Annotated in this window: 17 protein-coding genes; 12 read left to right on the forward strand and 5 right to left on the reverse strand. The window is 65.6% G+C overall.

Annotated elements, in window-relative coordinates; all coding sequences use genetic code 11:
* The first annotated feature begins 135 nt into the window (after positions 1-135).
* The 3 genes from JQ617_RS00505 (at position 136) to JQ617_RS00515 (ending at position 2,777) form a co-directional block, all read left to right on the forward strand.
* Positions 136-678, forward strand: a complete 543-nt coding sequence (locus JQ617_RS00505; RefSeq protein ID WP_063682428.1) for an OsmC family protein — start codon at positions 136-138, stop codon at positions 676-678.
* 35 nt (positions 679-713) lie between these two features.
* The gene (locus tag JQ617_RS00510; RefSeq protein WP_212023595.1) at positions 714-1,826 is read left to right on the forward strand and encodes an acyl-CoA dehydrogenase family protein; all 1,113 of its coding nucleotides are present in this window, start codon (positions 714-716) and stop codon (positions 1,824-1,826) included.
* Between the two features lie 72 nt (positions 1,827-1,898).
* Positions 1,899-2,777 carry a sulfurtransferase gene (locus JQ617_RS00515; RefSeq protein ID WP_212023596.1) on the forward strand — a complete coding sequence of 293 codons (879 nt, stop codon included), beginning with the start codon at positions 1,899-1,901 and terminating at the stop codon, positions 2,775-2,777.
* A 217-nt stretch (positions 2,778-2,994) separates the two neighbouring features.
* Here the strand turns inward: JQ617_RS00515 and JQ617_RS00520 are convergent, their stop codons facing one another.
* Positions 2,995-4,929: a sigma 54-interacting transcriptional regulator gene (locus JQ617_RS00520; protein ID WP_212023597.1), complete on the reverse strand. Its 1,935-nt coding sequence runs from the start codon at positions 4,927-4,929 to the stop codon at positions 2,995-2,997.
* Between the two features lie 163 nt (positions 4,930-5,092).
* On the opposite strand from JQ617_RS00520, the gene JQ617_RS00525 reads away from it, so the two are divergent.
* The 4 genes from JQ617_RS00525 to cynS all read left to right on the forward strand — a co-directional run bounded on the left by JQ617_RS00525 (position 5,093) and on the right by cynS (position 8,956).
* Positions 5,093-6,472 (forward strand): CmpA/NrtA family ABC transporter substrate-binding protein, encoded by a 1,380-nt coding sequence (locus tag JQ617_RS00525; protein WP_212023598.1) that lies wholly within the window; start codon positions 5,093-5,095, stop codon positions 6,470-6,472.
* Positions 6,473-6,623: 151 nt separating this feature from the next.
* Positions 6,624-7,463 (forward strand): nitrate ABC transporter permease, encoded by an 840-nt coding sequence (gene ntrB, locus JQ617_RS00530; RefSeq protein ID WP_212023599.1) that lies wholly within the window; start codon positions 6,624-6,626, stop codon positions 7,461-7,463.
* A gap of 5 nt (positions 7,464-7,468) precedes the next feature.
* A complete protein-coding gene (locus JQ617_RS00535) occupies positions 7,469-8,401 on the forward strand; it encodes an ABC transporter ATP-binding protein (RefSeq protein ID WP_212023600.1) in 933 nt (310 codons plus the stop codon).
* Positions 8,402-8,467: 66 nt separating this feature from the next.
* Positions 8,468-8,956, forward strand: a complete 489-nt coding sequence (gene cynS, locus JQ617_RS00540; RefSeq protein WP_212023601.1) for a cyanase — start codon at positions 8,468-8,470, stop codon at positions 8,954-8,956.
* Between the two features lie 106 nt (positions 8,957-9,062).
* On the opposite strand, the gene purB is transcribed toward cynS, so the two are convergent.
* Together purB and JQ617_RS00550 are read right to left on the reverse strand one after the other, a co-directional pair.
* Positions 9,063-10,505: an adenylosuccinate lyase gene (gene purB, locus JQ617_RS00545; RefSeq protein WP_249156568.1), complete on the reverse strand. Its 1,443-nt coding sequence runs from the start codon at positions 10,503-10,505 to the stop codon at positions 9,063-9,065.
* A gap of 260 nt (positions 10,506-10,765) precedes the next feature.
* Complete coding sequence (locus JQ617_RS00550) at positions 10,766-11,578, reverse strand: isocitrate lyase/PEP mutase family protein (protein ID WP_212023602.1); 813 nt, start codon at positions 11,576-11,578, stop codon at positions 10,766-10,768.
* 109 nt (positions 11,579-11,687) lie between these two features.
* On the opposite strand from JQ617_RS00550, the gene JQ617_RS00555 reads away from it, so the two are divergent.
* On the forward strand, positions 11,688-12,602 hold the full coding sequence (locus JQ617_RS00555) for a LysR family transcriptional regulator (RefSeq protein WP_212023603.1): 915 nt from the start codon (positions 11,688-11,690) through the stop codon (positions 12,600-12,602).
* Between the two features lie 46 nt (positions 12,603-12,648).
* Here the strand turns inward: JQ617_RS00555 and JQ617_RS00560 are convergent, their stop codons facing one another.
* A complete protein-coding gene (locus JQ617_RS00560; RefSeq protein WP_212023604.1) occupies positions 12,649-12,972 on the reverse strand; it encodes a DUF1476 domain-containing protein in 324 nt (107 codons plus the stop codon).
* Positions 12,973-13,302: 330 nt separating this feature from the next.
* Here JQ617_RS00560 and purC point away from each other — a divergent pair, with 330 nt between their 5' ends.
* Together purC and purS are read left to right on the forward strand one after the other, a co-directional pair.
* Positions 13,303-14,070 (forward strand): phosphoribosylaminoimidazolesuccinocarboxamide synthase, encoded by a 768-nt coding sequence (gene purC / locus JQ617_RS00565; protein WP_172782948.1) that lies wholly within the window; start codon positions 13,303-13,305, stop codon positions 14,068-14,070.
* Between the two features lie 13 nt (positions 14,071-14,083).
* Complete coding sequence (gene purS / locus JQ617_RS00570; protein ID WP_063682443.1) at positions 14,084-14,326, forward strand: phosphoribosylformylglycinamidine synthase subunit PurS; 243 nt, start codon at positions 14,084-14,086, stop codon at positions 14,324-14,326.
* Positions 14,327-14,686: 360 nt separating this feature from the next.
* Here the strand turns inward: purS and JQ617_RS00575 are convergent, their stop codons facing one another.
* On the reverse strand, positions 14,687-15,703 hold the full coding sequence (locus JQ617_RS00575) for a magnesium and cobalt transport protein CorA (RefSeq protein ID WP_145660978.1): 1,017 nt from the start codon (positions 15,701-15,703) through the stop codon (positions 14,687-14,689).
* A gap of 165 nt (positions 15,704-15,868) precedes the next feature.
* Between JQ617_RS00575 and purQ the strand changes: the two genes are divergently transcribed.
* Positions 15,869-16,570: a phosphoribosylformylglycinamidine synthase subunit PurQ gene (gene purQ, locus JQ617_RS00580; protein ID WP_145660975.1), complete on the forward strand. Its 702-nt coding sequence runs from the start codon at positions 15,869-15,871 to the stop codon at positions 16,568-16,570.
* The gene (locus JQ617_RS00585) at positions 16,567-17,541 is read left to right on the forward strand and encodes a tripartite tricarboxylate transporter substrate binding protein BugD (protein ID WP_212023605.1); all 975 of its coding nucleotides are present in this window, start codon (positions 16,567-16,569) and stop codon (positions 17,539-17,541) included. Before purQ ends, JQ617_RS00585 begins: the two co-directional genes overlap by 4 nt.
* Positions 17,542-17,567 lie beyond the last annotated feature (26 nt).

Consider the following 17,567-nt stretch of genomic DNA (forward strand, 5'->3'; position numbering starts at 1 on the left):
TCAATCCGCAGGCAGCGACGCCTAAGCGGCTCCAATGCTTTGCGTTTTGTATTTCGCGGGTTCTGGCACGCTCCATGCAAGGAAACAGACCGTTCGGTATCCTGCCGAATTCCACTTCTGCCAGGGAGAAGATTGATGACTGCCGTCGTTCAGAAGACCGTGCTGACGGGTTGCCTCGCACCCATCGACAAGAATGGCCTCGAGCAACTGATCGCCAACGGCAAGGCGAATCCGAAGGTCATCAAGACCTTGAAGTGCAAGACGGTCGCGGAAGGCAAGTTCCGCCACGCCAACTACATCCGCAACCTGCCGCCCTACATCGTCGACGAGCCGCCGGGGCTGCTCGGCGACGACACCGCGCCCAACCCGTCGGAAGCCTCGCTCGCCGCGCTCGGCTCCTGCCTCGCGGTCGGCCTGCACGCCAACGCCGTGCATCGCGGCTGGATCGTCAACAAGCTCGAGCTCGAGCTCGAAGGCGACCTCAACATCACCGCGGTCTGGGGCACGGGCGACATGTCCGACAAGCCGGTCGGCTTCACCGACGTCCGCGTGAAAGTCGACATGGAGTGCGAGGGCATCTCGCCGGACGAGATCAACGCGCTGGTCGCCCATGTGAAGAAATGGTCGCCGGTCGCCAACACCTTCACCCGCCCGGTCAATCTCGAGGTCGGCATCTAGCAACAGCAACACGGACAACGGTGCGGGAGACGACCATGGGTTCACTGGCTTTATCGCGGGCCGAGATTTTGGATCAGCCCGCACCGTCCATTGCAGGAGAGGTGGCGCGGATCGCGCGGGAGCAGCTCGCGCCACTTGCCGCCGGCATCGACGAGGGCACGGTCTATCCGGCCGAGGTGCTGCGCGCGTTCGGCGCCGTCGGCGCCTGGGGCAGTCACGTGCCGTACGAAGGCCCCGCGGATCTGCGCTGCGCGATCGAATCGATGGCCGCGATCGGCGAGATCTGCGGCGCCACCGCCTTCATGGCCTGGTGCCAGAACACGCTGGTCTGGTACGCCGCCAACTCGACCAACCTGAAACTGGCGCGGCGGTTTGGCGATGCGTTCTCGACCGGTCGCGTGCTCGGCGGCACCGGGCTTTCCAATCCGATGAAGAGCTTCTTCGGCATCGAGAAGCTGAAGCTGAAGGGCAAGAAGGTCGAGGGCGGCTATATCGTGCGCGGCGCGCTGCCCTGGGTCTCCAATCTCGGCCCGAACCATTATTTCGGCACCATCTTCGAGCGCGAGGACGAGCAGGGGACTGTGATGTTCCTGGCCGACTGCTCCGACCCCGCGATTACGCTGACGCCGTGCAAGCCGTTCCTCGCCATGGACGGCACCGGCACTTACGGCGTGCAGTTCCGCGATGTCTTCGTGCCGGACGAGCTGATCCTCGCCGATCCCGCCGCGCCCTTCGTCAAGAAGATCCGCGCCGGGTTCATCCTGCTGCAGGCGGGCATGGCGCTCGGCGTGATCAAAGACTGCATCAACATCATGGACGAGGTCGGTAGCCCGCTCGGCCACATCAACCGCTATCTGCCGCAGCAGCCGGTGCACTTCCGCGATCTCGCCGCCGAGCTCGAAGCCGAGACCATGACGCTGGCGCGCGATCCCTACAATGAGGAGGAGACCTACTGGCGCAAGGTGATCGCGCTGCGGCTTCGCGCCGGCGAAGCCAGCGTCGCGGCGGCGCATGCGGCGATGCTGCATTGTGGCGCACGCGGCTACCTCAAGAGCCACCGCGCGCAGCGGCGCCTGCGCGAGGCCTATTTCGTCGCGATCGTCACGCCGGCCACCAAGCAGCTGCGCAAGATGCTCGCCGATGCCTGAGCTTCACGAGTCCACCCAAGACGACCCGAAGAGACGACCCTGAAGACCCCCAACCTCAACGGAGAGGCTGCCATGACTGACGTCCTGATCACTGCCGTCGAACTCGCCGATCTCTTGAAGCTCGAACCGTGTGTCGTCATCGACACCCGCAATCCCGATGCCTACGCCGCCGGCCACCTACCGGGCGCCGTGAACGTGCACGAGATCTTCACGTTCCTTGCGACCTCGACGCCGGAAGGCATGGCCGAGCTGAAGACCAAGTTCGCCGACGCGTTCGGCGGCGCAGGTCTCTCCGGCAAGGAGACGGCGGTGATCTACGAGCAGTCGATGAACTCCGGCTTCGGCCAGTCCTGCCGCGGCTATTACCTGCTCACCATGCTCGGCTATCCCAAGGTGAAGGTGCTGCATGGCGGCTTCGACGCCTGGTCGGCCGCGGGCTTCCCGGTGACGAAGGATGTGCCCACGCCCGCAAAGGCCGGCTTCTCGATCGTGCCCGAAGCGGGCGAGATCCTGATCGACGCCAAGACCATGCTGGGCGCCGTCGGCAAGCCCGGCATCGCCATTCTCGACGTGCGCGACGTCGACGAGTGGATCGGCGACAGCTCGTCTCCCTATGGCAAGGATTTCTGCCCGCGCAAGGGCCGCATCCCCGGTGCCGTCTGGCTGGAATGGTATCGCATGATGAAGCCGACCGCCGAGGGCCCGCGCTTCAAGTCCAAGGACGAGATCTTGGCGGAATGCGCCACCGTCGGCATCTCGACGACGACGCCGGTCTATCTCTACTGCTTCAAGGGCGCGCGCGCCTCGAACACTTTCCTGGCGCTGAAGAACGCCGGGGTGAAAGACGTGCGGATGTATTTCGGCTCCTGGAACGAATGGTCGCGCGACCCGTCGCTGCCGATCGAGCAGGGATTGCCGATCGCAACGGAGGTGACGACCAAGGCGGCCTGAGCGCGAGGTTCGATCCTGCCTGACCAGATCGCGCCTAGTTGCCGCGAAGGGAGTGCGCTCCCTCTCCCGCTTGCGGGGGAGGGCTGGGGTGGGGGTGTCTCCGCAGCGAGTTCCCTGTGGGGAGAGAGCCCCCACCCGGCGCTTCGCGCCGACCTCCCCCGCAAGCGGGAGAGGTGAAGTGAGCCCGTGGCCAGCATCGAATGTGATCGCGTCATATCTAACCGTAGAGGCCAGCCCGCGGACGAGGCGTGATCCCCAGCGCCTTGATCCGCGAGGCCAGCGTGGTCGGCTTGATGTCGAGCATCTCGGCCGCGCCGCCGGGGCCGAAGACTTTTCCGGCGCAGGCCTCGAGCGCGGCCAGGATGTTGGCGCGCTCGTGGTCGCGCATTTCCGACGATGTCATCACGGCGGGGCGCGCGTCGGCTTTCTGGCGCGCCACACCGGCCGCGGGCTGCACGCCCGATGGATCCGGCAGGTCGATGCGCAGGCGGCCGTTCTGCGACAGGATCGCGGCGCGCTCGATCACGTTCTGCAATTCGCGGACATTGCCGGGCCAGTCGTAGCGGGTCAGCCGCCGCGCATCGCCTTCCGACAGGCGCAAATTGGATTTCAGCGCCTTGCTCTCGCGCGTCAGGAAATGCTGGGCGAGCAGGGGAATGTCCTCGCGCCGTTCGCGCAAGGGCACCGTCTCGATCGGAAACACGTTGAGGCGGAAATAGAGGTCCTCGCGAAAGCGGCCGCGCTGCACTTCCTGCTTGAGATCGCGGTTGGTCGCAGCGATGACGCGGACGTCGACGGCGCGGGTGCGTTCCTGGCCGACGCGCTCGAAATGGCCCTCCTGCAACACGCGCAGCAGCTTGCCTTGGAGTTCGAGCGGGATCTCGCCGACCTCGTCGAGGAACAGCGTGCCGCCGTCGGCGAGTTCGAAGCGGCCGATGCGGTCGCGCGTCGCGCCGGTGAAGGCGCCGCGGACATGGCCGAAGAACTCGCTCTCGAACAATTCGCGCGGGATCGCGGCGCAGTTGACGCGGATCAGCGGCCGGTCGCTGCGGGTGGAATCCTCGTGGATGGCGCGCGCGATCAGCTCCTTGCCGGTGCCGGACTCGCCGGTGATCATCACCGCCGCCGCGGTCGGCGCCACCAGCTTGACCTGGCGCAGCGTCTTCTGGATCGCCTCGCTGCCGCCGATGATGCCGCGCGGATTGGTCTCGATGCGGATTTCCTCCTGCAGATAGGCGTTCTCCAGCTCGAGCCGCTCGCGCAGGCGGTCGACTTCAGTGAGCGCGGCATGCAGCTTCTCATCCGCCTCGCGCCGCTGGCTGACGTCGCGAAACACCACGACCGCGCCGACCACGACGCCGCGGTCGCGGATGGGCGTGGAGGTGTATTCGACCCAGGCCGGCGAGCCGTCCTTGCGCCAGAACACCTCGCCGTCGACCTGGTGCACTGCGCCGTCGCGGAACGCCGCGTAGATAGGGCAGTCGTGGTTGTGATAGTGCCGGCCGTCGTGATGGGTGTGGTGGACGATCGGGTGGATCTCCTTGCCGACCAGCTCCTCCGCGGTCCAGCCCAGCATCCGCTCCGCCGCGGGATTGACGAAGGTGGTCTTGCCCTCGGCGTTGACGCCGTAGATGCCTTCGCCGGCGGCGCGCAGGATCAATTGGTTCTCGCGCTCGATGTCCTGGAACACGCGCTCGACCCGCTGCCAGGTCGAGATGCCGCCGCGCATGTGGTCCTCGGCGGCGGCGTCCACGTTGCGCCGGCGGCGCGCCTCGAGATCGGTCAGCGTGAGCAGCAGCAGCGAGCGCCCGTCATGCGGCAGCAGGCAGCCGGCGTATTCGAGCTGGAGCTCCTGCCCCGTCGCATGGCGAGGATTGAGCGCGGTGGTCCAGTAGGCGCCCTTGTGCAGCACGGCCTGGGTGAAGACGGTGAGGGCCGGAAGCTCGCCGGCATGGAGCGTGCTCGCCCTGGTCTGCCGCAGCAGGGCCCGGTCGTAGCCGAGCAGGGCGCAGGCGGCGGGATTGGCGTCGACGATCTGGTCGCCGAAGGGGTCGACCAGCAGCGTCGCCTCGACCGAGGATTCGAAGGCCGCGATGCGCGGGTCGACCACGGGAGCCACATCGTCGTGGACGGGCATTGGCGTCGTTGCCATTGCGAAATCTCGTAATTGAACTACGAAATCTCGTTTATCACGAGTTTTCGTAGCCGCCAAGCGCGGGCGAAAGTGCTGCGTCATCAAGGCACTGGCCGCGCCGGGGGCGGTGGCATGCTCCTTGCGTAATTACTCCTCGCAATGACGCGCAGGAGGGCCGCCGATGTCCACGTTCGACAATCCGTTTGATCCCGATCGCAACCTTCGAGCCGGCTGCGTCTGCGGCCGGCACCAATCCGCGGCCGAGCACGAGCAGGCGACAGCGCTGGCTTGCGAGCCCGTCGCGAGCGAGGAGCAGCGCTACGAGGGCGTCGTCGCCTCCGCCGTGATGCGTGCGATGTTTCCGCAGGACGTGGCGCGCCGCGCCTTCCTGAAATCGGTCGGCGCATCGACGGCGCTCGCGGCCCTCGCGCAATTCTTCCCGCTCAAGACGGCGACCGAAGTGTTCGCGCAAACCGGCACGCCCGAGAAGAAGGACCTCAAGGTCGGCTTCATCCCGATCACCTGCGCGACGCCCATCATCATGGCGGCGCCGATGGGCTTCTATGCCAAGCACGGCCTCAATGTCGAAGTGGTCAAGACCGCCGGCTGGGCCGTGATCCGCGACAAGACCATCAACAAGGAGTACGACGCCGCGCACATGCTGGCGCCGATGCCGATCGCGATCTCGCTCGGCCTCGGTGCCAACGCCATCCCCTTTGCCGTTCCCGCTATCGAGAACATCAACGGTCAGGGCATCGTGCTGGCGAGCAAGCACAAGGACAAGCGCGACCCGAAGGACTGGAAGGGCCTGAAGTTCGCGATCCCGTTCGACTATTCCATGCACAATTACCTGCTGCGCTATTATCTCGCCGAGCACGGGCTCGACCCCGACACCGACGTGCAATTGCGCTCGGTGCCGCCGCCGGAGATGGTCGCGAATTTGCGCGCCGACAACATCGACGGCTTCCTCGCACCCGACAACATCTGCCAGCGCGCGATCTATGACGGCGTCGGCTTCATGCATCTGCTCTCCAAGGAGATCTGGGACGGCCATCCCTGCTGCAGCTTCGCCGCCAGCCGCGAGTTCATCACGACGGCGCCGAACAGCTTTGCCGCGCTGACCCGCGCCATCGTCGATGCCACCGCCTATGCCTCGAAGGCCGAGAACCGCAAGCAGATCGCGGAGGCCATCGCGCCGGCCAATTACATCAACGCACCGGTGACGGTGCTGGAGCAGGTGCTGACCGGCACCTATGCCGACGGCCTCGGCGGGGTGAAGACCGATGCCAAGCGCGTCGATTTCGATCCGTTCCCCTGGCAGTCCTTCGCGGTGTGGATGCTCACGCAGATGAAGCGCTGGGGCCAGATCAAGGGCGACGTCGATTACAAGGCCGTCGCCGAGCAGGTGTATCTGGCGACCGACACCAAGAAGCTGATGACCGAGATGGGCCTGTCGCCGCCGGCGAGTGCCTACAAGTCGTTCGCGGTGATGGGGAAGACTTTCGATCCGGCCAAGCCGGAGGATTATGTGGCGAGCTTCAAGATCAGGAAGCAGTCGTGATGACGGGCCGCACTCTCGTGTCCCGGGCGCAGCGCAGCGCGAAGCGGTGCGACGCAGAACCGGGACCCATCCGGCCCGACTGGGTCCCGGCTCTGCGAAGCAGCACTCCGTGCTGCATCGCGTCCGGGACACGAGCGGTGGGGTGCGCCCGATGACATCCTCCCTCCGTCTCCGCGCCGGTCTCGTCTCCATCGTCTTGCTCGCCGCCTTCCTCGGCATCTGGCATCTCGCCACGCGCTCCACCGCGCCGGTGGCGACGATGAGTCCGGAATACGCCAAGCTGATGGGGCTCACCGCGACGCAGGGCAAATCGGCGATGCCCGGGCCGCTCGACGTCGGCGCCAAGCTGTGGGAGCACCTGAAGCGGCCGTTCTACGACAACGGGCCGAACGACAAGGGGCTCGGCATCCAGCTCGCGTATTCCATCGCACGCGTCGGCACCGGCTATCTGCTGGCCGTGCTCGTCGCCATTCCGCTCGGCTTCCTGATCGGCATGTCGCCGCTGCTGAGCAAGGCGCTGGATCCGTTCATCCAGGTGCTGAAGCCGATCTCGCCGCTCGCCTGGATGCCGCTCGCGCTCTACACCATCAAGGATTCGTCCGTCTCCGCGATCTTCGTCATCTTCATCTGCTCGATCTGGCCGATGCTGCTCAACACCGTGTTTGGCGTCGCGAGCGTGCGCAAGGAATGGATCAACGTGGCGCGGACGCTGGAGGTCGGCACCATCAGGCGCGCCTTCACGGTGATCCTCCCCGCGGCGGCACCGACGATCCTGACCGGCATGCGCATCTCGATCGGGATCGCCTGGCTCGTGATCGTCGCGGCCGAGATGCTCGTCGGCGGCACCGGCATCGGCTACTTCGTCTGGAACGAGTGGAATAACCTCTCGATCACCAACGTCATCATCGCGATCCTGCTGATCGGGATCGTCGGCATGCTGCTCGACCAGATCCTTGCGCGCTTCACGCGCATGGTCACCTTTCCGGAGTAGTGGCCGTGGCCGACAGATTCGTCTCCATCGAAGGCATCGCAAAGCGCTATCCGGGCGCGAGCGGCGCCACGACCACCGTGTTCGAGAACCTCTGGCTCTCGATGGCGCGCGGCGAGTTCTGCTGCGTGATCGGCCATTCCGGCTGCGGCAAGACCACGGTGCTCAACATCCTCGCCGGCCTCGATGCGCCGAGCGAGGGGGCCGTCATCGTCGACGGGCAGGCGATCGCGGGCACCAGCCTCGACCGCGCCGTGATCTTCCAGAGCCACGCGCTGCTGCCCTGGCGCACCGTGCTCGGCAACGTCGCCTATGCCGTGAGCTCGAAATGGCGGAACTGGGACCGCGCCAAGGTGAAGGCGCATGCGCAGACATTTATCGATCTCGTCGGCCTGTGCGGTTCGGAACACAAACGTCCGTCCGAACTCTCGGGCGGCATGAAGCAGCGCGTCGGCATCGCGCGCGCGCTCTCGATCACGCCAAAGATGATGCTGATGGACGAGCCGTTCTCGGCCCTGGACGCGCTGACGCGCGGCACGCTGCAGGACGAGGTGCGCCGCATTTGCCTCGAGACCGGACAGACCGCGTTCATGATCACCCATGACGTGGACGAGGCGATCTATCTTGCCGACAAGATCTTCCTGATGACCAACGGGCCCGGCGCGGTGCTGGCCGAGGTCGTCGAGAATCCGCTGCCCAGGGATCGCGGCCGCACCGATCTGCACCGCCATCCGCTCTATTATGCGCTGCGCAACCACATCATCGATTTCCTGGTGACGCGCAGCAAGACCTTTGCCGCGGAGACGCCGAACCATGATCCGCGCAATGTGCCCGTGGTGCAAATCGGCAAGCCCGGGCTGACGATCGCATCCGACGCCAAGCCGGAGCCGTCACGAGAGACGTCATGGCCGGGCTTGTCCCGGCCATCCACGTCTTCCTAGCGCGCGGCCAAGAACGTGGATGCCCGGGACAAGCCCGGGCATGACGACAACCAAGGAGACCCCAACATGAAACGCGAAGACCTCACCGAGAAGCTGCTCGACATCAAGCGCGAGAAGGGCTGGAGCTGGAAACACATCTGCGCGGAGATCGGCGGCTATTCCGAGGTGCTGATCGTCGGCGCGATCATGGGCCAGATGAAGCTGACGAAGCCGCAGGCCGCCAACGCCGGTGAGCTGTTCGGCCTGTCGAAGGCGGAAGTCGCAATGCTCAACGAGGTGCCGATGCGCGGCACCGGCACGCCGATGCCGCCGACCGATCCCCTGATCTACCGCTTCTACGAGATGGTGATGGTGAACGGCCCGGCGTGGAAGGCGCTGATCGAGGAGGAGTTCGGCGACGGCATCATGTCGGCGATCGACTTCGACATGGGGATCGAGCGCGTCGCCAATCCGAAGGGCGACCGCGTCAAGATCACGATGTCAGGCAAATTCCTGCCGTACAAATATTACGGTGCCAGCGGCAACGTGCCGGAATACGGCTTCAAGGAAGAGTAGGGACTTTCGTCATCGCGAGCGAAGCGAAGCAATCCATCAAGGCTGGATTGTTTCGTCGCTACGCTCCTCGCAATGACGGTGTGGCTTGCCGCCACCGGTCATTCGTTTAAAGGATCGCGCCCGGCGCGTATTTGGCCGCTTCCGGGTTCGCCTTGGCCAGAGCATCGACCTGTTCGGCGAAGTGGTCGACCTGAGCGCCGGCATCGCCTGAATTGGCGCGGCCATGATCGAGCACCTGGCCCAGCTCGGCCTCGCTCATGGCGAGACGCTGGTCGGCGGCGAGACGCTGCAAGAGGTCGTTCTGCACGATCTTGCCGGTGCGCAGGTCGCGAATGGCCGCCACCGCATGCTCCTTGATCGCCTCGTGCGCGCCTTCGCGGCCGGCGCCCTTCTTCACCGCTTCCATCATGACCGTGGTGGTCAGCAGGAAGGGCAGGTAGCGGTTGAGCTCGGTCGCGACGACGGCGTCGAAGATTTCCATCTGGTCGAGCACCGAGAGCAGGGTCTCGAGCAGGCCGTCCATGGCGAGGAAGGTGTCGGGCAGCATCACGCGGCGGACCACGGAGCAGGAGACGTCGCCCTCGTTCCACTGATCGCCGGACAGCCCTGCGGCCATCGCGAGATAGCCCTTCAGCACCACATGCAGGCCGTTGATGCGCTCGCAGGAGCGGCTGTTCATCTTGTGCGGCATCGCGGACGAGCCGACCTGGCCCTTGGCAAAGCCTTCGCTGGCGAGCTCGTGGCCGGCCATCAGGCGCAGCGTCTTGGCGAAGCTGCCGGGACCGCTGGCGAGATCGACCAGCACGCTGACTGCGCGGAAATCAAGGCTGCGAGGATAAACCTGGCCGACGGCATCGAAGCTCTTGGGCAGGCCGAGATGCCTGAGGATTTGCTGTTCGAGCGCGCGGGCCTTGCCGGCATCGCCGTTGAACAGGGTGATCTGGTCGAGCCGGGTGCCGACCGCGCCCTTCAGGCCGCGCGCGGGATAGGTGTTCAGCACGTTGACGAGGCTCTGATGCGCCAGCAGCATCTCCTCGCCGAACATGGCGATGCGCTTGCCGAGCGTCGTGACCTGCGCGGCCACGTTGTGCGTGCGTGCCGTGAACGGCATGTCGCGGAACTGCTTTGCGTGCTTCGCGAACCGGATCAGCGCGGCGATGCTCTTGGTCTCGATCAGCTGCAGCCCGCGGTAGACCTGGAGCTGCTCCACGTTCTCGGTGAGGTCGCGGCTGGTCATGCCCTTGTGCAGGTGCTCGTGACCGGCGAGGTCGCAGAACTCCTCGATCCGCGCCTTGACGTCGTGGCGGGTGATGCGCTCGCGGCGCATGATGGACTCGAGGTTCACCTGGTCCTTCACCCGCTCGTAGGCTTCGATCACGCCGTCCGGCACGGGAATGCCGAGATCGCGCTGGCCCTTGAGCACGGCGATCCAGTAGTCGCGTTCGAGGCGAACCTTGCCTTCGCCGCTCCAGATGGCGCGCATGGCGGGCGAGGCATAGCGTTCGGCGAGGACGTTCGAGATGTGATCTTGCTGGGTCATGGCGCTCATTTGGCACTGCTGGGGGCCGGCTGCAAGTCGCGAGCCGGCCCCTGGGCGCCATCCCGGCACATCCGTCCACATTCCTGCTTGGGCCGCTGGAGCGGGCTCGCTTTGCCTCTCCCGCTTGCGGGGGAGGCCGACGCGCTCGAAGAGCGTGGCGGGTGGGGGTCTCTCCACACTGGGAATCCCAACGTGGAAGCACCCCCACCCCAACCCTCCCCCGCAAGCGGGAGAGGGGGAGCACAAGCGCCCGTGGCCGTCAGGATCCGTCAGCCGAACGCCGCCCGCACCTCGCCGATCGGTGCCATCTCGCGGACATAGGTGAAGGCGCCCTGATCCTTCATTTCGCGGGCGCATTTGAGGAACGCGGCCAGCGCCACGCGGGCCATGGCGCCGCCGACGCTGATGCGCTTGACGCCGGCGGCGGCGATCTGCTCGACCGTCAGCGTCGGGTCGGCAAAGCCCATCACCAGGTTGAAGGGCTTTTTGACCGACGCGGCGACGGTGCGGATGGTGTCGATGTCGTGGACCCCCGGCGCATACAGTACGTCGGCGCCGGCGGCCTCGAAGGCCTGCAGCCGCCGGATGGTATCGTCGAGATCGTTCCTGCCCTTCAGCAGGTTCTCGGCGCGGGCGGTCAGCGTGAACGGGAAGGGGAGCGCGCGTGCGGCCTCGACTGCGGCCTGCACGCGCTCGACCGCGAGCTGGAAATCGTAGATCGGCTTGCTCGGATCGCCGGTAAAATCCTCGATCGAGCCGCCGACGCATCCGGCCTCCGCCGCCCGCGTGATCGCTCGTGCCGCGGTCTTGGGATCGTCGGCGCCGCAATTCTCGAGGTCGGCGTTGACGGGAAGATCGGTCGCGGCGGCGATGACCTTGCAGTTCTCGAGGATGGCATCGAGGCTCACGGTGGTGCTGCCGAGCGTGTTGGCAAGGCCAAGGCTCGTGGTTGCCAGCGCCTCGAAACCCATCGCGGCGAGCAGTTTCGCGGTGCCGGCATCCCAGGGGTTCGGGATGATGAAGGCGCCGGGGCGCTGATGCAGTTCGCGAAATCGTGCTGCCTTGTCGGCCTGGCTGCGCATGGGGGCTCCTGTGCGTCTTCCGTTGCGGCCCCAGCGATAGGGCGGTTTCATCCATCAGACAAATTTGTTATTTCTCTCGATATCATCAGCTTTTTGCATGAGGTCCGGCATGGACAGCGACGCGCTCAACACGTTCCTGGTGGTGCACCGGCGCGGCGGCATCTCCAACGCCGCGAAGGCGCTGCATCGCTCGCAACCGGCGATCTCGCGGCGCATCGCGCTGCTCGAGCAGGAGCTCGGGGTGCCCTTGTTCGAGCGCGTTGCTGGCAAGACGCGGCTCAGCGATGCCGGCCGCGTCATGGTGCCCTATGCCGAACGTGCGGTGGCGGCGGCGCAGGATGCCGAGAACGCGGTGCGCGCGCTGCTGCGCGACAGCGCCGGACCGGTCTCGCTGGCGGTGACCGGCACGCTCGCGGGCGGCAGGCTTTCGAAGGTGCTGAAACGCTTCGCCGCCAGGCACAAGGACGTCGCGCTGACGCTGCGCACGGCGACCAGCGCCGAGGTCTCCGATCTCATCCGGCGCGGGGAGGCGACCATCGGCCTGCGCTACGACCGCGACCGCTCGGCGGATCTGGACTGCGAATTGCTGTTTGCCGAGCCGCTGCAGGTGGTGTGCGCGCCGGATCATCCGCTGGCGCGCAAGCGCGTGGCGAGGCTCAGGGATCTCTACGCCGAGAAATGGATCGCGTTTCCGGAAGTGCCGGGCCGCCGCGAGATCACGGCCTCGCATGTCTTCGCGCTGTTTCAGACCGCGGGGCTGGGCGAGATCGAATGGACTGCGGTCGACAGCCTCACCGCGCAGAAGCGTCTGGTCGAAGCCGGGTTCGGGATCGCACTGCTGTCACAGAGCAACGCGGCGGAAGAATTGGCATCGGGTTCGATCGCGACGATCCGCGTCGGCGATCTCAGCGCAACTCACGACGTCGTCGCGGTTGTCAGGCGCGGCGGCTTCCTGAGCGCCGCCTCGCAGCGTCTGCTGGATATTCTCCGGCGGGAGTTTTCGGAGAGGCGGGCGGCGAGGTAGTAGGTGGAATCGGTTTCCTCGCCGCCGGCCATTGGGGCCGTCGGGTCTATTTCCCTGCCTTGACCTCGGCGGCCGCGACCGCGAGCAGCTCGCTCATCTTGGCGCGAATCGCCTGTTCGGTGACGGCGACGTTCTTGGCGGTGAAATCGGCAGCGACCTTGCGCAGGACGTCGGCATCGCCGGCTTCCTCGAAATCGGCCGCGACGACCTCCTTGGCGTAGGCTGTGGCGCCATCACCGGAGATTCCGAGCTTTTCGGCCGCCCACAGGCCGAGCAGACGGTTGCGGCGGGCCTCCGCCTTGAATTTCTGCTCCTCGTCGAGGGCGAACTTCTTCTCAAAGCCTTCCTCGCGCTTGTTGATTTCGCTCATGCGTCTTCCAATTCCCTATTGGCTGGAGCTCAGAACCCTCGTTGCGGGGGCCCGGGCGCATGCCTAGATAGGGGGCAGGAATCGGCAAAACAACGAGCCGTTAAGCCGCAGGCAAGGCGGTATAAGTCAGCACCGGATGGGCCGGATCGATTGTGCTGGGACAGCCAATCGGATAGGTTGCCTGAAGGCGTGGTTCCCCTTCTGTTTCCTTGGTGTTTCCGAGGGTTCCAGACGGGTTCCGGGCCGTTCACGGCAGCTCCGCTGTGGGTCGTAACCTGGTAACCGGAGCACACCAAATACATGGATTTCAACAAAACACGGTACATCCCCATGAGCCGTCGGCGTCGCATTTATGAAGGCAAGGCAAAGGTTCTGTATGAAGGTCCCGAGCCCGGTACTCTGATCCAGCACTTCAAGGACGACGCCACCGCGTTCAATGCCAAGAAGCATCAGGTGATCGAGGGCAAGGGTGTCCTCAACAACCGGATCTCGGAGTACCTGTTTCAGCACCTCAACGACATCGGGGTGCCGACCCATTTCATCCGCCGCCTCAACATGCGCGAGCAGTTGATTCGCGAGGTCGAGATCGTGCCGCTGGAAGTGGTGGTGCGGAACGTTGCCGCCGGCTCGCTGTCGCAGCGCCTCGGCATCGAGGAGGGCACGCAGCTGCCGCGCTCGATCATCGAGTTCTATTACAAGAACGACCAGCTCAACGACCCCATGGTGTCGGAAGAGCACATCACGGCCTTCGGCTGGGCGACGCCGCAGGAGATCGACGACATCATGGCGCTCGCCATCCGCGTCAACGACTTCCTCACCGGCCTCTTCCTCGGCATCGGCATCCGCCTCGTCGACTTCAAGATGGAGTGCGGGCGCCTGTTCGAGAACGAGATGATGCGCATCATCGTCGCCGACGAGATCTCGCCGGACTCGTGCCGTCTGTGGGACATCAAGTCGAACGAGAAGCTCGACAAGGATCGTTTCCGCCGCGACCTCGGCGGCCTGCTCGAGGCCTACACCGAAGTCGCAAAGCGGCTCGGCATCCTCATGGAGAACGAGCGTCCGCAGGGCACAGGCCCGGTGCTGGTGAAGAGCTGAAGAGGATTTTGACGTGAAGGCACGTGTTACCGTTACCCTGAAGACGGGCATCCTCGATCCGCAGGGCAAGGCCATCGAAGGCGCGCTGAAGTCGCTCGGCGTCGACGGCGTCGCCAGCGTCCGCCAGGGCAAGGTGTTCGACATCGAGCTCGCCGGCGCCGACAAGGCCAAGGCTGAAGCGGCGCTGAAGGAAGCCGCCGACAAGCTGCTGGCGAACACGGTGATCGAGAACTATCGGGTCGAGCTGATCGGCTAGGCCCGACTGCTATCGTAGCCCGGATGGAGCGAAGCGAAATCCGGGTTCTGTCCACGACGGAACTGTCCCGGATTGCGCTTCGCTCCATCCGGGCTACGACCGTTGGCGCTTCCGCAAACCCGAGGCGCGAGTGGCGCGCTGCTCTCTTCTCGTCATTGCGAACGCAGCGAAGCAATCCAGAGTCTTTCCGCGGAGGGATTCTGGATTGCTTAGCTGCGCTCGCAATGACGGTGTGGCGGCAGTCGCCGTAGACCGGATGAAGCTTGTAGCCCGGATGGAGCGAAGCGAAATCCGCGTTCTATCCGCGACGGAACTGTCCCGGATTGCGCTTCGCTCCATCCGCGCTACGAAGCAATTCGCTCACAGCCAGCCGACGCGGCGGAAGCGCCAGTAGAGCGCGCCGCAGGCGGCCAGCATCACGCCGAGCAGCATGTAGTAGCCGTACTCCCATTCCAGCTCCGGCATGTGCTTGAAGTTCATGCCGTAGATGCCGGCGAGCGCGGTCGGGATGGCGATGATCGCCAGCCACGAGGCGAGCTTCTTCGACACCGCGGTCTCCTGTGCCTGCCCGACCAGGAGGCTCGCCTCGAAGGCGAAGGCCAGCACCTCGCGCATGGAATCGATGCGCTCCTGGATGTTCCTGACGTGGTCGGTGACGTCGCGGAACAGCGGCTGCATGGCCTGCCGCACCATCGCCAGCTCGTCATGCTCCAGGCGGCGGCAGACCTCCACCAGCGGGCCGATCGCGGTCCTGAGCCGCAAGAGGTCGCGGCGCAGCATGTAGAGCCGCTCGATCTGCGCCTTGCTGATCGGCTTGGAGAGCACGTCGTCCTCGATGCCCTCGACCTCGTCATGGATGCTCTCGAGCACCGGTGAGTAATTGTCGACGATGAAATCGAGGATCGCATAGAGGATGTAGTCCTCGCCGCGCGCGAGCGCCCGCGGGCAGCTCTCGCAGCGTTCGCGCACCGGCGTATAGGAGGTCGAGGCGCCATGGCGCACCGAGACCAGATAGCCTTCGCCGACGAAGATGTGCGTCTCGCCGAAGGCGATGCGGCCCTCGATCAGCTGCGCCGTGCGCGCCACGATGAACAGGGCCTCGCCATATTGCTCGATCTTGGGCCGCTGATGGGCGTGGTCGGCATCCTCGATCGCGAGGTCGTGCAGGTCGAACTGCTTCTGCACCGCGCCGAGCAGCGCCATGTCCGGTTCGTGCAGCCCGATCCAGACCACGTGGCCGGGCTTGGCCCGCCAGCTCGACGCTTCGCTGATGGCGATGTTGGCGACGCGCCTGCCGTCGACATAGGCGCCGGCGGCGACGACGCCCTCGGTGGAGACCGGCTCGGATTGGGATGCAGGCAGCGACGGGACGTTCATGGCTTCAATCCCGGCAATTCGTCAGGCAAAAGCGCCGTGGCTATGGCCTGTGTACAAGGCCGCCCGGCAAGGCTAGCACTGGTAAAATCCCCGTCAAATGGCTATGTCTCTTCACGAATTGGCCCTTTGGCCAGCCCCGATTCCCATCACCGCCGGAACCTGAACATGAAAGCCGCCATCCTCGTCTTTCCCGGAATCAACCGTGAGCGCGACATGGCGCGCGCGTTGAGGCTGATCTCCGGCAGCGAGCCCGCGATGGTGTGGCACGCCGAGACGTCGCTACCGGCGGGCACCGACCTCGTGGTCGTGCCGGGCGGCTTCTCTTATGGCGATTACCTGCGCTGTGGCGCAATCGCGGCGCGTGCGCCGGTGATGGATGCGGTGCGCGATTACGCGGCCAAGGGCGGCCTCGTGCTCGGCGTCTGCAACGGCTTCCAGATCCTGTGCGAGTCCGGCCTGTTGCCGGGCGTGCTGATGCGCAATGCGCGGCTGAAGTTCATCTGCAAGGACGTGCATCTGCGCGTCGAGCGCTCCGACACGCCGTTCACGCGCGGCTATAATGCCGGCCAGGTGATCCGCGTGCCGGTCGCCCATGGCGAGGGCAATTACGAGGCGGACGAAGAGACCATCAAGCGGCTCGAGGGCGAGGGGCGGGTGCTCTATCGCTACTGCTCGGCCGACGGCGTGGTGGACGAGAGCCACAACATCAACGGCGCGGCGCATTCCATCGCCGGCCTCGTCAACGACAAGGGCAACGTGCTCGGCATGATGCCGCATCCGGAAAACCACGTCGAAGACATCATGGGCTGCACCGACGGCCGCGGCCTGTTCGCCGGCCTCGCCCAGCATCTGGAAAAGGCAGCGTGACTTCGTTCGCGGTGAAGCGCGCTCTCGTCGCGATTGCGGCGCTGGCGTTCGCGACAGGCGCATTCGCGCAGGATTATCCCAAACGTCCGATCACCATGATCGTGCCGTTCGCGGCCGGCGGCACTTCCGACGTGATCGCGCGCACGGTGGCCGAGCAGATGAGCGTTGCGCTCGGCCAGACCATCGTGATCGAGAACGTGGCGGGCGCAGGCGGCTCGACCGCGCTGGCGCGCGCCTCGCGCGCCGAGCCTGACGGCTACACGATTGCGATCGGCAACGCCGGCACCAATGCCGCGACCTACACCATCTATCCCAAGCTGCCGTTCACGCCCGAGTCCTTCGTGCCGATCGCGATGGTGGCGAAGACGTTCGGCATCATCGCGCTGCGCAAGGATTTTCCGGCGAAGGACCTCAAGGAGTTCATCGCCTACGCCAAGGCCAATCCGGGCAAGATCAATCTCGGCCATGCCGGCGTCGGCTCCTCGAATTACCTGATCTGCAAGAGCTTCGTCACCGCCGCCGGGATCGACGCGACGCTGGTCGGCTATCGCGGCGCCGCACCGGCGCTGACCGACGCCGTCGGCAGCCAGATCGACGGCGTCTGCGATGCCGCGGCCTCCGTCTCGCAGTCGATCAACGAGAAGCTGGTGCGTGGCCTCGTGGTCGGCTCGACCGTTCGGCTTACGACGCTGCCGGACCTGCCGACGTCGGCGGAAGCCGGCCTGCCGGAGTTCGAGGCGCAAGGCTGGAACGGCCTGTTCGCGCCCAAGGGCACGCCGCCAGCGGTGATCGCCAAGCTGAATGCCGCTGCGCGGACCGCGGTCGAGACCGACGCGGTCAAGAAGCGCTTTGTCGACCTTTCGACCGTCGCCCCCGATGACAACGAGCACACGCCGGAGCTGCTGCAGCAGCTCGTGACGCGCGACGTCGAGAAATACCGGAAAATGCTGGCAGACGATGCCAAGCAGTAAGCGGCTCCCGCATGGGCGGGAGACGG

Source organism: Bradyrhizobium sp. KB893862 SZCCT0404 (assembly GCF_018130885.1).
GTDB classification, from domain to species: domain Bacteria; phylum Pseudomonadota; class Alphaproteobacteria; order Rhizobiales; family Xanthobacteraceae; genus Bradyrhizobium; species Bradyrhizobium stylosanthis.

What these genes read in the sequence shown, in the direction of transcription:
- JQ617_RS00515 (WP_212023596.1), top strand. Translation starts at nt 1,899, where the DNA reads ATGACTGACGTCCTGATCACTGCCGTCGAACTCGCCGATCTCTTGAAG.
- purB (WP_249156568.1), bottom strand. Translation starts at nt 10,505, where the DNA reads ATGAGCGCCATGACCCAGCAAGATCACATCTCGAACGTCCTCGCCGAA.
- JQ617_RS00560 (WP_212023604.1), bottom strand. Translation starts at nt 12,972, where the DNA reads ATGAGCGAAATCAACAAGCGCGAGGAAGGCTTTGAGAAGAAGTTCGCC.
- purQ (WP_145660975.1), top strand. Translation starts at nt 15,869, where the DNA reads ATGAAAGCCGCCATCCTCGTCTTTCCCGGAATCAACCGTGAGCGCGAC.
- JQ617_RS00525 (WP_212023598.1), top strand. Translation starts at nt 5,093, where the DNA reads ATGTCCACGTTCGACAATCCGTTTGATCCCGATCGCAACCTTCGAGCC.
- purC (WP_172782948.1), top strand. Translation starts at nt 13,303, where the DNA reads ATGAGCCGTCGGCGTCGCATTTATGAAGGCAAGGCAAAGGTTCTGTAT.
- ntrB (WP_212023599.1), top strand. Translation starts at nt 6,624, where the DNA reads ATGACATCCTCCCTCCGTCTCCGCGCCGGTCTCGTCTCCATCGTCTTG.
- JQ617_RS00510 (WP_212023595.1), top strand. Translation starts at nt 714, where the DNA reads ATGGGTTCACTGGCTTTATCGCGGGCCGAGATTTTGGATCAGCCCGCA.
- cynS (WP_212023601.1), top strand. Translation starts at nt 8,468, where the DNA reads ATGAAACGCGAAGACCTCACCGAGAAGCTGCTCGACATCAAGCGCGAG.
- JQ617_RS00575 (WP_145660978.1), bottom strand. Translation starts at nt 15,703, where the DNA reads ATGAACGTCCCGTCGCTGCCTGCATCCCAATCCGAGCCGGTCTCCACC.
- JQ617_RS00505 (WP_063682428.1), top strand. Translation starts at nt 136, where the DNA reads ATGACTGCCGTCGTTCAGAAGACCGTGCTGACGGGTTGCCTCGCACCC.
- JQ617_RS00550 (WP_212023602.1), bottom strand. Translation starts at nt 11,578, where the DNA reads ATGCGCAGCCAGGCCGACAAGGCAGCACGATTTCGCGAACTGCATCAG.
- JQ617_RS00555 (WP_212023603.1), top strand. Translation starts at nt 11,688, where the DNA reads ATGGACAGCGACGCGCTCAACACGTTCCTGGTGGTGCACCGGCGCGGC.
- JQ617_RS00520 (WP_212023597.1), bottom strand. Translation starts at nt 4,929, where the DNA reads ATGGCAACGACGCCAATGCCCGTCCACGACGATGTGGCTCCCGTGGTC.